Source organism: Pseudomonas sp. S2_E01 (genome assembly GCF_054668365.1).
On the sequence record NZ_CP162762.1, the window covers coordinates 2,691,336 to 2,704,189 of the forward strand.

Below are 12,854 nucleotides of genomic sequence, written 5' to 3' on the forward strand. Positions count from 1 at the left end.
ATGAGCGCCCTTTTGCCGCCCGAGCCGGGCATCCGCATCAGTCTCGCCGAACTGATCGAGATGCGTCACCGCGTGCGCGAAGTGCAGCTGTTCTCCACGCCGAGCCAGCGCAGCCCGCTGATCGGGCTGCACCATTCCAAACTGCGCGGTCGCGGCGTGGATTTTGACCAGGTGCGGGTCTATCAGGCGGGCGACGACGTGCGCACCATCGACTGGCGCGTCACGGCCCGCACGCAGGAGCCCCACACCAAGCTGTTCCACGAAGAACGCGAGCGCCCGATTTTCATCATCGTAGAGCAAAGCCGTCGGCTGTTCTTCGGTTCCGGGCTGATGTTCAAATCGGTGCTCGCGGCCCAGGCCGCCAGTCTGATTGGCTGGGCAGCGCTCGGTCATAACGATCGGGTTGGCGGGCTGGTGTTCGGCGACAACGAGCATTACGAAATCAAACCCCGGCGGAGCAAACAAAGCCTGCTGCAACTGCTTAACCGGCTGGTGCGGGTCAATCAATCGCTGCACACCGAAACCGAACAGAACCGCGACAGCCTCAACCTCGCCCTGCGCCGCGCCCGGGAAGTGCTGCGCCCCGGCAGCCTGGTGATCGTGATCTGTGATGAGCGCGCGCTGACCGAAGGCACCGAACAACAACTGAGCCTGTTGTCGCGCCATTGCGACCTGTTGCTGTTGCCGGTATCCGACCCGCTGGACCACGCCCTGCCCGCTGCCGGCTTGCTGCGTTTTGCCGAGCGCGGCGCGCAACTGGAAATCGACACCCTCAATTTCGACCTGCGCCAGAGCTACCGCGCCCAGGCCGAAGCACGGATCGCGCGCTGGGAACTGCTGGCGCAGAAGCTTCGGGTCTTGCTGATGCCGTTGAGCACCCAAAGCGAAATGGTCGAACAACTGCGCGAGTACCTGAACCCGCAGAGTCCGGGGAAAGGTCGATGAGCAGTCTGGAACAGTTGCAGCCGCTGATTTCCCCGCCGCCCATCAGCGTTTGGCCACCCGCGCCGGGCTGGTGGCTGTTATTGCTGGCATTGGTACTGATCGCGTTCGGCCTGTGGAAAGCACGCAGCTTGCTGCCCACCAAGCGCCTGATCGTACGTGCCGAACAACCCCTGGACCCGGTACGCCTCGCCGCGCTGGCGGAACTGGCCCTGCTGCCCAAACCTTATGATGGCGCCCCCGCCGGTGCGTGGCTGCAGCAACTCAACGGCCTGCTCAAGCGCCTGTGCCGCAATCATTACCCCTACAGCCAGAGCCACACCCTCAACGGTCGCAAATGGCTGGCCTTCCTCGACAACCGCTGCCCCGCCGCCGGCCTGACACGCTGGATGGTGCTGGTCGAAGGCGCCTACAAGCCCGAATGCAAACTTGACGACAAGGCCATCGCCGGCCTCACCCAGGCCGTCGAAACCTGGATTCGCAAACATGTTTGAGTTCGCCTGGCCGTGGATCTTCGCCCTGATGCCGCTACCGTGGCTGATGCGCCTCGTATTGCCGGTGGCTGACAGCGGCGAGCCGGCGCTCAAGGTCAGCTTTCTCGGCGACCTGGAAGGCCTGGCTCGTCGTCGCGCACGGGCCAATCTTCCAGCCTGGCGCCAACAGGCGCCCTTCATGTTGCTTTGGCTGTTTCTGCTGATTGCTGCAGCGCGACCGCAGTGGCTGGGCGAACCGCTGCCGATTGCCGCCAGCGGCCGCGACTTGCTCGTGGCTGTGGACGTGTCCGGTTCCATGGATTTCCCTGACATGCAATGGCAGGACGATGAAGTCAGTCGCCTGGCGCTGGTGCAACATTTGCTCGGAGATTTTCTCGAGAGCCGTGAGGGCGACCGGGTCGGCCTGATTCTGTTTGGCAGCCGTGCCTATTTGCAGGCGCCGCTGACCTTCGACCGGCGCACCGTACGGACCTGGCTCGACGAAGCGCGGGTTGGTATCGCCGGCAAGAACACCGCCATCGGCGACGCCATTGGCCTGGCCCTCAAGCGCCTGCGCATGCGTCCGGCACAAAGTCGCGTGCTGATCCTGGTGACCGATGGTGCCAACAACGGCGGTGAAATTGGCCCACTGACCGCCGCGCGGCTGGCGGCTCGGGAAGGCGTGAAAATCTACACCATCGGCATCGGCGCCGACCCTGAGCAGTCCGGCACGCCGGGATTTCTCGGCGTCAACCCAAGCCTGGACCTCGATGAACCATCGCTGCAAGCCATTGCCGCGGCCACCCATGGCCAGTATTTCCGCGCTCGTGATGGCGAACAGTTGCAGGCGATCAAGGAGACCCTCGATCAACTGGAGCCGGTGGCTCAACAACCGACCCAGGCCCGCCCGGCTTTGGCCTTGTACCACTGGCCGCTGGCAATGGCGTTGTTGCTGAGCATGCTGCTGGTGGTGCGCGAACGCTGGCCGCATAACCCGTTGCATCGCCTGTTTACCAAGGATCTGTTGTCCCAGAGCGCCCTGCCCGACTGGCGCGATCGTCTCAGGCGTCTGCGTCTGCGGAGGCGCCGATGAGCGATCTGTGGCCGTACTGGTTCCGCCCCGGCTGGTTGTTGCTGGTGCCGTTGCTGGGCTGGTTGCTCTGGCAACTCTGGCACAGGCAGAAACGCGCCGGGCGCTGGCAAATGATCCTGCCGCCGGCCTTCCACGCCGCGTTGCTCAGTGGCGGCAACGGCCGCGAAAGCAAATTGCCGTGGGTCGCACTCGGTATCGCGTGGCTGCTGACCATTGTGGCGTTGCTCGGGCCGAGCTGGGAGCGTGTCGAACAAAACAGCCAGAAGCCAGCGGACCCACTGGTGGTGATCCTGGAACTGACTCCGCAAATGCTCGCCACCGACGTGCCACCCAACCGACTCGAACAGGCCCGACGCAAACTGTTCGACCTGTTGCAAAATCGCAGCGACGCGCAGACCGCCATCATCGTGTACGCCGGCAGTGCACACACGCTGGTGCCGTTATCGGACGACCTCGCCACCAGCCGCAATTTGCTGGATTCGCTCAAACCGTCGTTAATGCCCCAGCCTGGTCATCGCGCGGACCTGGCGGTGACCAAGGCCCTGACATTACTCAAACAGGGAGCGTTGGGCGATGGCCGCATCCTGCTGATCGGCTCCTCTCTAAGCGACCTGGAGCGCGAAGGCATTCAACAGGCGCTGGACGGCAAATCCACGCAATTTCTGATGCTCGGAGTCGGCACCGCCGAGGGCTCGCCGATCACCCAGGAAGACGGTAGCTTCCTCAAGGATGAACAAGGCGCAATTCTGGTGCCACACCTGGACGAGCCGGGGTTGAAAGCCTTCGTCAACAGCCTCGATGGTCGTTATCGCCATGCCCGCCTCGAGGATGCCGACCTGCGCGGTCTCGGTCTGCTCGCCGGGCCACGCAGCCTGCGTAACGATGGCCAGACCTTACGTCTCGACACCTGGGCCGATCAGGGTTACTGGTTGTTGTTGCCTCTCCTGCTACTGGCGGCCTGTGCCGGTCGGCGCGGCTGGTTGTTCTGCCTGCCACTGCTGTTTTTATTGCCGCAACCCAGCTACGCGTTCGACTTCAAAGACCTGTGGCTGCGTCCCGACCAACAGGGGCTGCACCTGCTCAAGCAAAAGCGCCCGGCCGAGGCAGCGCAGCATTTCGATAACCACCAATGGCAGGGCGTGGCACTCTATGAGGCCGGCGAGTACAGCGCTGCCGCCCAGCGTTTCGCCGAAGGCAACGACGCCCATGCCCACTACAATCGTGGTAACGCGTTGGCCAAAAGTGGTGAGCTGGAAGCTGCGCTGGATGCCTACGAGCAGGCACTGGAGCTGCAACCGGATCTGCGCCCGGCACTGACCAACAAGGCTTTGGTGGAGAACCTGCTAAAGCAGAAAACAGCGCCGAAACCGGTCGAATCGCAAAAACCCGAGGACGAAAAACCCGGTGCTCCGCAGGAGCAACCGCCCGGCGCCGCGACCCAACCGGCTGACACCGGGCAAGCCAATGCCGAGGCACAGACACCCACACCAGACACACAAGACGCCGAACCCACACCGCCACGACCGGGCAGCAACGAAGTGCCCGGCAGCGAACTGGGCGATGAACAAAGCACCACCCCGCCCTTGCGCCCGGCCAGCGATGCCATCGATGGCGAACAGCGCCAGGCCCTGGAGCAATGGCTGCGCAAGATCCCGGATGACCCGGGGGAACTGCTCAGGCGTAAATTCTGGTACGAACAGCAACAACATCAGGATCAGGAAAAAACCCGATGACACGCTTCACCGCCCTGCTGGCTGCCATGCTGCTCTGGACCTTACAAGCCCAGGGCGCGGAGCTGGCCGCCAGTGTCGACCGTACCCGCCTGAGTTCCGGTGAAACGGTCGAATTGACCCTGGAATCCAACGATGTGACGCAGTTCGGCAAGCCGGACCTGACGGCACTTGAACCCCTGTTCGAGGTGCGTGGCACCCGCCAGGTCAACCAGTTGACCACCATCGACGGCGATAGCCGTGCGACCACCCGCTGGATCATTACCCTGCTGCCCCGTCAGAATGGCAGCGTGGTCATTGCCCCGTTGAAACTGGGCGACGCGCAGAGCCAGCCGATCACCCTGCAAGTGGTCGAAAGCGAAACCCAGGACCGCGTCGGCAAACGCGGACCGGTGTTCATCGAGGCCAGCCTCGACCAGGACAGCGTATACGTGCAGGCCCAGGCGATCCTCACCGTGCGCATCTATCATTCCGTCTCGCTGTACGACGACAGCAGCCTGACGCCCTTGCAGATCCCCGATGCGCGCATCGAGCAGTTGGGGGAATCACGCACCTACGAAAAGGATATCGAGGGTGTGCGTCACGGCGTGATCGAACTGCGCTATGCGATCTACCCACAGCACAGTGGCCAGGTGACCCTGCCGGCACAGATCTTCAGTGCGACCCTGGTGGACCCTCAGCCCGCCCAGGAAGTTGAAGCGCAGGTGCCAAAATCCGGCAAGCTGATGCGCGTAAGCTCAGGCAAACTGACGTTGACGGTCAAGGCCAAGCCGGCGACCTACCCGGCAGACGCGCCCTGGTTGCCGGCCCGAAGCTTGAGCCTGAGCGAAAGCTGGAACCCGGAGCCTGAGCAGACACAGGTCGGTGACTCGCTCACCCGCAGTCTGACTCTGAAAGCCGAAGGCCTGGCCAGCACTCAATTGCCACCGCTACCGGCCACTGACGTCAACGGCTTGCGGCGCTATCCCGACCAGCCGGTGCTGGGCAATCAGAACAGCGAACGTGGCCTGATCGGCAGCCGCGAGGACCGCGAAGCCCTGGTGCCGGTGCGCAGTGGCGACATCGAGTTGCCAGCGGTGGACGTGGTCTGGTGGAACACCTTCGAAGATCACCTAGAGCACACCAGCCTGCCCGCGCGCACCCTCAGCGTGGCGAACAACCCCGGCTTGATGGTCGATACCCCCGCCGGCGTGACGCCGGTTATCACTGCCGCCGATAACGAAGCACTCTGGTGGTGGAAGCTCAGCACCCTGACGCTGGCGTGCACCACCCTCCTCGGTTTTGGCCTGTGGTGGCGCGCCCGCTGGCAACCGGCGATCCTGCGGGCCGCGCAAGCCGGCCCCAGCCCGCGCACCGTGCTCGACGACCTCAAGCGCGCCTGTCAGGCCAACGACACCCATGCCACCCGCCAGGCGCTGGACGCCTGGGCCCGCCAGCAACCGGAAACCCTGGCCGACATGGCCGCGCGCTTCGTCCCGCTGTCCGATGCCCTGGACGGCCTGAACGGCGCGCTGTACAGCGAAAGTGGCCAGCATTGGCAAGGTGAGGAACTGTGGCGGGCGATCAGGACCATACCGATGGCCGAGCGCAAACAGGATCCGTTGGGTGACAGCGGATTGCCGCCGCTTTATCCGAAATAGTGGCCGCCTGAACCACCGTCGCGATAGGGCCCCAAGATCACCTCGATTACCCGTGCCCACCGCTTTCCCCGTAAACTCCCACCCTTTTCGCCGCCATCAATTTCCCCGCGGCCACGACCTTATTTCCTACGGAGCTCGCCTTGCGTCTGTTTCACACCTCCGACTGGCACCTCGGGCAAAACCTGCACGGCCAGGATCGCGATTTCGAGCACGCCTGCTTTCTGGAATGGCTGTTGCGTCAGCTCAAACTGGACCAGCCGGATGTTCTGCTGATCGCCGGTGACATCTTCGACACGGTCAATCCGCCGGTCAAAGCCCAGGAGCGCCTGTACGATTTCATCGTCAGCGCCCACGAGCAACAGCCGAAACTCACCATTGTGATGATCGCCGGCAACCACGATTCCGGCTCCCGCATCGAGTTGCCAGCGCCACTGATGCGCCGTTTGCGCACCCATGCGCTAGGGCGCGTGTTGTGGCTGGACGACGGCCAGCTCGACGCCGAACGCCTGCTGTTGCCGCTGCCAGACGCCAAGGGCAAGACGGTAGCCTGGTGCCTGGCGCTGCCGTTCCTGCGCCCGGCCGAAGTCACTGGCGCCCACTTGGGCGATGACTACCTGCGCGGCATCGGCCAGGTTCACGAGTGGCTGATCGAAGCGGCCAACGCCAAGCGCAAGCGTGGCCAGGCCCTGATCGCCATCAGTCACGCGCACATGGCGGGCGGTTCGGTATCCGAAGACTCCGAGCGCAGCCTGATCATCGGCAACGCCGAAGCCCTGCCCGCCAGCCTGTTCGGCCCCAGCATCAGCTACGTCGCCCTCGGCCATTTGCACAAGCCGCAGAAGGTCAACGGCGAAACGCGCATCCGTTACAGCGGCTCCCCGATCCCGTTGTCCTTTTCCGAAATCGCCTATCAGCACCAGATCCTCGACATTCAGCTCGACGGCGAAACCCTGGTCAGCGTCGAACCCAAGCTGATTCCCCGCGCCGTCAACCTGCAACGCCTCGGCCCAGCGCCACTGGCGGACATCCTGCTGCAACTGGCCGAGCTGCCCAACGTCGATCTGCTGGCCGATATCCAGCGTCAACCGTGGCTGGAAGTGCGCGTACGCCTGGACGAGCCACAACCCGACCTGCGCAATCAGGTGGAAACCGCTCTGCAAGGCAAAGCCGTGCGCCTGGTGCGTATCGCCGCCGAGTACGCCGGCAACGGCGGCCGCGAAGGCGTCGATGACGGCGCAGCCCTGATCGAGCTCGACCAACTGACGCCGCAGGAACTGTTCAGCCGCGCCTGGCACGACAACTACGGCAGCGAGGTCGATGAGCAAACCCTCCAAGACTTTGCCGAGTTGCTGCAAGACGTACAGATGGAGGGCGAACAGCCATGAAAATCCTCGCCATCCGCCTGAAAAACCTGGCTTCGCTGGCCGGGCCGTTTGAAATCGACTTCACCGCCGAGCCGCTGGCCAGTGCTGGCCTGTTCGCCATCACCGGCCCGACCGGTGCCGGTAAAAGCACCTTGCTCGACGCGTTGTGCCTGGCGCTCTTTGGTGCCGTGCCACGACTGAGCAATGCCCAGGTGTCGGCCAAGGCGCCGGATGCGGACGGCGAGATCAGTACCGGGGACCCGCGCACCCTGCTGCGTCGCGGCACCGGTGAAGGTTATGCCGAGGTGGATTTCGTCGGCATCGATGGCCGGCGCTACCGCGCACGCTGGGAAGCCAACCGCGCTCGGGAAAAGGCTGCCGGCAAGCTGCAAGCCAGCCGCCAGAGCCTTCGCGATATCGATCTGGATCAATTGCTGGCCAGCCAGAAAGTCGAGTTCAAGACTCAGCTCGAAGCCGTGCTGGGCCTGAACTTCGAGCAGTTCACCCGCGCCGTGCTGTTGGCGCAAAGCGAATTCAGCGCCTTCCTCAAGGCCAACGATAACGAACGCAGCGAACTGCTGGAAAAACTCACCGACACCGCGCTCTACACGCGCTTGGGCCGGCGTGCCTTCGACAAGACCAAGGACGCGCGTGAGGCGCACAAGTTGTTGCAGGATCAGGCCACGGGTGTGACCCCGCTGGCCCCTGAAGCACGCGCTGCACTGGACGAGCGCTTCGATCAGGCGCAGCAGCAACTCAAGACCCGGCAGGCGCAGCTCAAGCAACTGGAGCTTCAACATACCTGGCTCAAGGAGCTGGGACAGTTGCAGGACGAACAGCTCAGCGCCAGCGAACAGCTGACCAGCGCCGAACAGGAAGGGCAACGGCTGGCCGGCGAACGCCTGACACTGACCCGCCTTGAGCAACTGGCCCCACAACGGCACCAGTTTGCCCGCCAGAGCGAACTCAGGTCCCGGCTGACGCCACTGGCCGCGCAGATCCAGCAGCACACCCGCCAACAAGAGGATTTGCAAACACGCCAGGCCCAACTCGAACAGCGTTTGGCCATAGCGAAAACCACGCTGGCGGCCGCACAGGCTGAACACGCTGCGAGCACCCCGCTGCTGCGCCAGGCCTTTGAGGCCCAGGGAACCCTGGCTCGCCTGATCAAGGATGCCGACCAAAGCGCGGACCGCAAGCAGCTAGCCGAACAGGCCTGCACTGAAGGGCAAACGACGATCCAGGGCTTGCTCGATCAGCAACAACGCGTGGCCGGGCGCCTGCAACAGATTGCCGCCGAGCTGGAGCAGAGCGTTGCTCTGGCGCCGCTCAGTGATGCCTGGAATGCCTACCGCGATCGCTTGCAGCAATTGATGTTGATCGGTAACCGCCTCGACAAGGGGCAAGCCGAGCTGGCGACGCTGGAACACAATGCCAGCGTTGCCAGCGCAGAATGGAGCGCGCAAAAACAGCACCTGGAAGTGCTCTACAAAGAGGCCGGTGCCGAACCTGAAGCGGTGGCCGAACAGATCCAGTTGCTGGGCAACCTGTTGCAAGATAACCGCAAGCAGCTACGCGCCTTCGAGGAACTGGCACGCCTGTGGAGCAGCCAGCGGGACTTGGAACAGCGTCTGGCCCAATTGCAACAACGCCAGGCCGAGGCTCAACTCCAGCGCGACCGTTTGACTGAGGCCGGGGTGAAGACCCGGAACGAACTGGCAGTCGCCGAACAAACCCTGACCGTCACCCGCCAATTGCTCGAGCGCCAGCGCGTGGCTCGCAGCGCGAGTGTGGAAGAGCTGCGCGCGCAGCTGCAAGACGATCAACCCTGCCCGGTTTGTGGCAGCCCGGATCACCCCTACCATCAGCCAGAAGCACTGCTGCAAAGCCTCGGCCGTCATGACGAAAGCGAACAGGCCAATGCCCAGCAAGCGGTGGATGCGCTCAAGGAAAAACTGACTGACCTGCGCACCGAAGTCGGCGGCGTGATCGCCCAGCAGAAGGAACTGCTACAGCAGCAGGAACACCTGCTGGCCCAGCAACAAATCCTCGCGCCGAGCCTCGATGCACACCCGCTGTCGGCGCAGTTGATCAATCATGATGCGGACAAACGCGATGCCTGGCTGACCCAGCAAAACAGCCAGTTGAACCAGAGCATCAGCCAGGACGAACAACGGCAAACTGCCCTGCTGACCCTGCAACAGGACGCCGCGCGCTTGCAACAGCAACTGCGCAACGCTGAAACCGCCAGCCAGCAAGCCACCCAGCACCTGCTCAACCAGCAACGTGAGCTGGCCGGCGATCGCCAGCGCCTGGACGAAGAGCTGCATGCGTTCAGCAGCCTGCTGCCCGCCGACACGCTGGAAGCCTTGCGCGTGGAGCCGGCGGCGACCTTCATGCAACTCGACCGGCAGATCGCGCAACGCCTGGAACAACTCGATCAGCAGCGCGACGAACTCGGCGAGCAGCAGCAACGCCAGCAAACGCTGGAAAAGGAACAGGATCGACAGCAGATCCGCGCCCAGCAGTTGGAAGCGGCGCAACAGCAGTTCAGCGCCTTGGCCGAGCAGCAACAGGCTTGCCAACAACAACTGGCGCAATGGCTTGGCAGCCACGAAAGCGCCGAGCAGTGGCAGCAACAATTGGATGAGGCGGTCGAACAGGCCCGCGCCGCCGAGACCTCAGCCAATCAGGAACTGCAATCGATACGCACGCAACAAGTGCAACTGGCCGCTGAACTCCACGCGCAGCAGGAGCGACTCACCGCGCTTGAAGCCGAGGATCGCGAGCTCACGGCGAAGATCGGCGAGTGGCGCGCCTTGCATCCGGAACTGGATGATGGTGGCCTTGAGCAGTTGCTCGGTGTGGACGAGCAACAGGTCAGCGAACTGCGCCAGCGCTTGCAGCAAAACGAAAAGGCTATCGAACAGGCCAGGGTGCTGCTGCACGAGCGTGACAAACGCCTGGCCAGTCACCAGGCCCAGCACAACGGCAACCTTGATGCCGAGCAATTGGCGAGCGCCCTCGCCGAGCTGCAACAGCAATGTGCTGTCAGCGAACAACTGTGTGCCGAACTGCGCGCCGAACGGGCCGAAGATCAGCGCCGGCAGAACGCCAATCAGGCGCTTGCCCGGCAAATCGCCGAGGCGTACGCCGAATATCAGCGCTGGGCACGCCTCAATGCATTGATCGGCTCCGCCACTGGCGACACCTTCCGCAAGATCGCCCAGGCCTACAACCTCGACCTGCTGGTGCATCACGCCAACGTGCAATTGCGCCAACTGGTGCGGCGCTACCGCCTCAAGCGCGGCGGCAGCATGCTCGGTTTGCTGGTAATGGACACCGAGATGGGCGACGAACTGCGTTCGGTGCACTCGCTGTCCGGCGGCGAAACCTTCCTGGTATCCCTGGCATTGGCCCTGGGTCTGGCGTCGATGGCTTCGAGCACGCTGAAGATCGAATCGCTGTTCATCGACGAAGGCTTCGGCAGCCTCGACCCGGAATCGCTGCAACTGGCCATGGACGCACTCGACGGCTTGCAGGCCCAGGGGCGCAAGGTCGCGGTGATCTCCCACGTGCAGGAAATGCACGAGCGGATTCCGGTACAGATTCAGGTCCAACGCCAGGGCAACGGTTTGAGCACCCTGGAGGTGAAATGATCACCCTGTACTCCTTCCGCCGCTGCCCCTACGCCATGCGAGCCCGCATGGCCTTGCGCTACAGCGGCGTGGCGCTGGAGATCGTCGAAGTCAGCCTCAAGGCCAAGCCGGCCGAGATGCTGGCGTTGTCGAGCAAGGGCACGGTGCCGGTGTTGAACGCCGATGGTCAGGTGATCGATGAAAGCCTGGCGATCATGCACTGGGCATTGGCGCAGCATGACCCTCAGGATTGGCGACTGTTGAATGACCCCGCCGGGCCTGCGGCCATCGCGGCATTGGTCGAGGAAAACGATCAGGTGTTCAAGGTGCACCTGAATCGTTACAAGTACGCGGAGCGTTATCCCGAACATCCGATGGCGTTCTATCGCAGCGAGGGTGAGGTGTTCCTGGGCAAGCTCGAACGGTTGCTGGAACAGCGGGAGTATTTGTTGGCGGACCATCCGAGCCTGGCGGACGTGGCGCTGATGCCGTTCGTGCGCCAGTTCGCCCATGTGGATCGCGAGTGGTTCGGGCAGGCGTCCTACCCGAGGTTGCAGCGCTGGTTGCAGGGGTTTATCGATTCGGATTTGTTCACATCAATAATGCAGAAATGACCCTGGACCACTGAAAAACCTGTGGGAGCGGGCTCGCCCGCGATAGCGTCAGGTCGGTCGACATCACTTTAACTGATCCGCCGCATTCGCGAGCAAGCCCGCTCCCACGGGGTCTCAGTGTTCATCGGATTTGTGGACGACAGACGTCGTTCAGGCAAACACCTCGCACATCTGCAATACCGAGCAATCGATCTGGAACGGGCCGAAAAAGTCGCCTTGGCGTTTCACCGGTGGATTGCCGGCCAACAGGCCCATGGCTTTCGCCGTTTCAATGTTGTGAGCGAGGTTGTGATTGGCCTCTATCGACCGCGCAACGCCCCCCGCCGAGCTCTGGTTGAAACCCAACAGGGACGAGCCGTTGGTCATGACCGCCAACGAGGCGATGACCCAGAGTTTGCCCCCTTTCATATGCCTGCCACTCCCGCCGCATCAACATGATCGACTGCAGCGTTCTGCACGCGATGGTCGAACTGGATACCGGGATGAGCCACCTGGATCGGTGCGTCGATGTCGCGTTGTGATTGCGCCGAGAGGCTGACGACCAACACCAGCGCCACGTACAGACCGATGGCCAGGTAGGCGCCGTATTTGGCAGAGGTAAGCAGTGAGCTGGCCATGATGTTCTCCGTGGACATGTTTCGATGTCCACAGAATCGATCAAAAAAGCCGTGATAACCACTCAGGGTTATCCATAGTGACCATCAGCTTTATTGATCATTGAGCCAGTCTATTTCAGCCTTCAATAAAACTCATCAGGCGCTCTCGTGCAGCCTCAGGCTCGCCGGAAACGGGCGTGTGAGCGGAAAGGATGGGAGTTGAATAGAGGCACAGAAGTACTACAGCCAAACGCATCGCCATATTGTCGATCCTTTTTATTGGACAAGGAGACTTCGGCGATAAATCTAAACGTATGGCCATGTGATATCAAGCATTGCGCCAGTAGCACTATGACATTGTCGTGAACGCGTTATGCAGGAGCGACATCACTCGTGGGGTTCGAGACGTTCGACTCGATCAACACAAGTGACTTCGCTCCTGCATAAAGTCGGGGTTGAGCTTTCAGGCTTGAGTTTTGTGATCCAGTGCGGCGTAGAAGTTGGCACTTTGTTGCAGGTATTTCTGGGTGTAGCTCTGGGTGTGGGCTTTTTTATCGCTGATTTCCGCGTTGGCGCTGGCTGGCAATGCAACGGTAGCGGAGATAGCGGAAGCGGCGATGATGGAGAAGAGATTGAAGTTCATGGGATGTTCCTCGAAGTAGTGGGCTTACTTGCCGGTTAAGGCCGTGGAGCAAACTTAACGTTCGAGGTGCATGCGTTTGAAATCTTTTGTAGCACTAACGCATATCATCGTGATTGATAGA

The 12,854-nt window shown here is 62.4% G+C and carries 11 protein-coding genes; 8 read left to right on the forward strand and 3 right to left on the reverse strand.

Annotation, left to right across the window (positions count from 1 at the left end; genetic code table 11):
• From AB4O36_RS12195 to AB4O36_RS12230, 8 genes are all read left to right on the forward strand, one after another.
• The gene (locus tag AB4O36_RS12195; protein WP_460125460.1) at positions 1-945 is read left to right on the forward strand and encodes a DUF58 domain-containing protein; all 945 of its coding nucleotides are present in this window, start codon (positions 1-3) and stop codon (positions 943-945) included.
• On the forward strand, positions 942-1,436 hold the full coding sequence (locus AB4O36_RS12200; protein ID WP_460125463.1) for a DUF4381 domain-containing protein: 495 nt from the start codon (positions 942-944) through the stop codon (positions 1,434-1,436). The genes AB4O36_RS12195 and AB4O36_RS12200 overlap by 4 nt, the downstream gene beginning before the upstream one ends.
• Positions 1,429-2,508 carry a vWA domain-containing protein gene (locus tag AB4O36_RS12205; protein ID WP_460125466.1) on the forward strand — a complete coding sequence of 360 codons (1,080 nt, stop codon included), beginning with the start codon at positions 1,429-1,431 and terminating at the stop codon, positions 2,506-2,508. The genes AB4O36_RS12200 and AB4O36_RS12205 overlap by 8 nt, the downstream gene beginning before the upstream one ends.
• On the forward strand, positions 2,505-4,241 hold the full coding sequence (locus AB4O36_RS12210; protein ID WP_460141880.1) for a tetratricopeptide repeat protein: 1,737 nt from the start codon (positions 2,505-2,507) through the stop codon (positions 4,239-4,241). The genes AB4O36_RS12205 and AB4O36_RS12210 overlap by 4 nt, the downstream gene beginning before the upstream one ends.
• Complete coding sequence (locus AB4O36_RS12215; protein WP_460141881.1) at positions 4,238-5,878, forward strand: BatD family protein; 1,641 nt, start codon at positions 4,238-4,240, stop codon at positions 5,876-5,878. Before AB4O36_RS12210 ends, AB4O36_RS12215 begins: the two co-directional genes overlap by 4 nt.
• 140 nt (positions 5,879-6,018) lie before the next feature.
• The gene (locus tag AB4O36_RS12220) at positions 6,019-7,263 is read left to right on the forward strand and encodes an exonuclease SbcCD subunit D C-terminal domain-containing protein (protein ID WP_460141882.1); all 1,245 of its coding nucleotides are present in this window, start codon (positions 6,019-6,021) and stop codon (positions 7,261-7,263) included.
• Positions 7,260-10,901: an AAA family ATPase gene (locus tag AB4O36_RS12225; RefSeq protein ID WP_460141883.1), complete on the forward strand. Its 3,642-nt coding sequence runs from the start codon at positions 7,260-7,262 to the stop codon at positions 10,899-10,901. Before AB4O36_RS12220 ends, AB4O36_RS12225 begins: the two co-directional genes overlap by 4 nt.
• Complete coding sequence (locus tag AB4O36_RS12230) at positions 10,898-11,494, forward strand: glutathione S-transferase (protein ID WP_460141884.1); 597 nt, start codon at positions 10,898-10,900, stop codon at positions 11,492-11,494. The genes AB4O36_RS12225 and AB4O36_RS12230 overlap by 4 nt, the downstream gene beginning before the upstream one ends.
• 150 nt (positions 11,495-11,644) lie before the next feature.
• On the opposite strand, the gene AB4O36_RS12235 is transcribed toward AB4O36_RS12230, so the two are convergent.
• From AB4O36_RS12235 to AB4O36_RS12245, 3 genes are all read right to left on the reverse strand, one after another.
• Complete coding sequence (locus AB4O36_RS12235; RefSeq protein WP_460141885.1) at positions 11,645-11,902, reverse strand: hypothetical protein; 258 nt, start codon at positions 11,900-11,902, stop codon at positions 11,645-11,647.
• Positions 11,899-12,111 carry a hypothetical protein gene (locus tag AB4O36_RS12240; protein WP_460141886.1) on the reverse strand — a complete coding sequence of 71 codons (213 nt, stop codon included), beginning with the start codon at positions 12,109-12,111 and terminating at the stop codon, positions 11,899-11,901. The genes AB4O36_RS12235 and AB4O36_RS12240 overlap by 4 nt, the downstream gene beginning before the upstream one ends.
• Before the next feature lie 442 nt (positions 12,112-12,553).
• The gene (locus AB4O36_RS12245) at positions 12,554-12,733 is read right to left on the reverse strand and encodes a hypothetical protein (RefSeq protein WP_460125483.1); all 180 of its coding nucleotides are present in this window, start codon (positions 12,731-12,733) and stop codon (positions 12,554-12,556) included.
• Positions 12,734-12,854: the final 121 nt, after the last annotated feature.

Excerpts from the sequence above, each read along its gene's own strand:
- AB4O36_RS12195 (WP_460125460.1), top strand. The coding sequence starts at position 1 with ATGAGCGCCCTTTTGCCGCCCGAGCCGGGCATCCGCATCAGTCTCGCC.
- AB4O36_RS12200 (WP_460125463.1), top strand. The coding sequence starts at position 942 with ATGAGCAGTCTGGAACAGTTGCAGCCGCTGATTTCCCCGCCGCCCATC.
- AB4O36_RS12205 (WP_460125466.1), top strand. The coding sequence starts at position 1,429 with ATGTTTGAGTTCGCCTGGCCGTGGATCTTCGCCCTGATGCCGCTACCG.
- AB4O36_RS12210 (WP_460141880.1), top strand. The coding sequence starts at position 2,505 with ATGAGCGATCTGTGGCCGTACTGGTTCCGCCCCGGCTGGTTGTTGCTG.
- AB4O36_RS12215 (WP_460141881.1), top strand. The coding sequence starts at position 4,238 with ATGACACGCTTCACCGCCCTGCTGGCTGCCATGCTGCTCTGGACCTTA.
- AB4O36_RS12225 (WP_460141883.1), top strand. The coding sequence starts at position 7,260 with ATGAAAATCCTCGCCATCCGCCTGAAAAACCTGGCTTCGCTGGCCGGG.
- AB4O36_RS12230 (WP_460141884.1), top strand. The coding sequence starts at position 10,898 with ATGATCACCCTGTACTCCTTCCGCCGCTGCCCCTACGCCATGCGAGCC.
- AB4O36_RS12235 (WP_460141885.1), bottom strand. The coding sequence starts at position 11,902 with ATGAAAGGGGGCAAACTCTGGGTCATCGCCTCGTTGGCGGTCATGACC.
- AB4O36_RS12240 (WP_460141886.1), bottom strand. The coding sequence starts at position 12,111 with ATGGCCAGCTCACTGCTTACCTCTGCCAAATACGGCGCCTACCTGGCC.
- AB4O36_RS12245 (WP_460125483.1), bottom strand. The coding sequence starts at position 12,733 with ATGAACTTCAATCTCTTCTCCATCATCGCCGCTTCCGCTATCTCCGCT.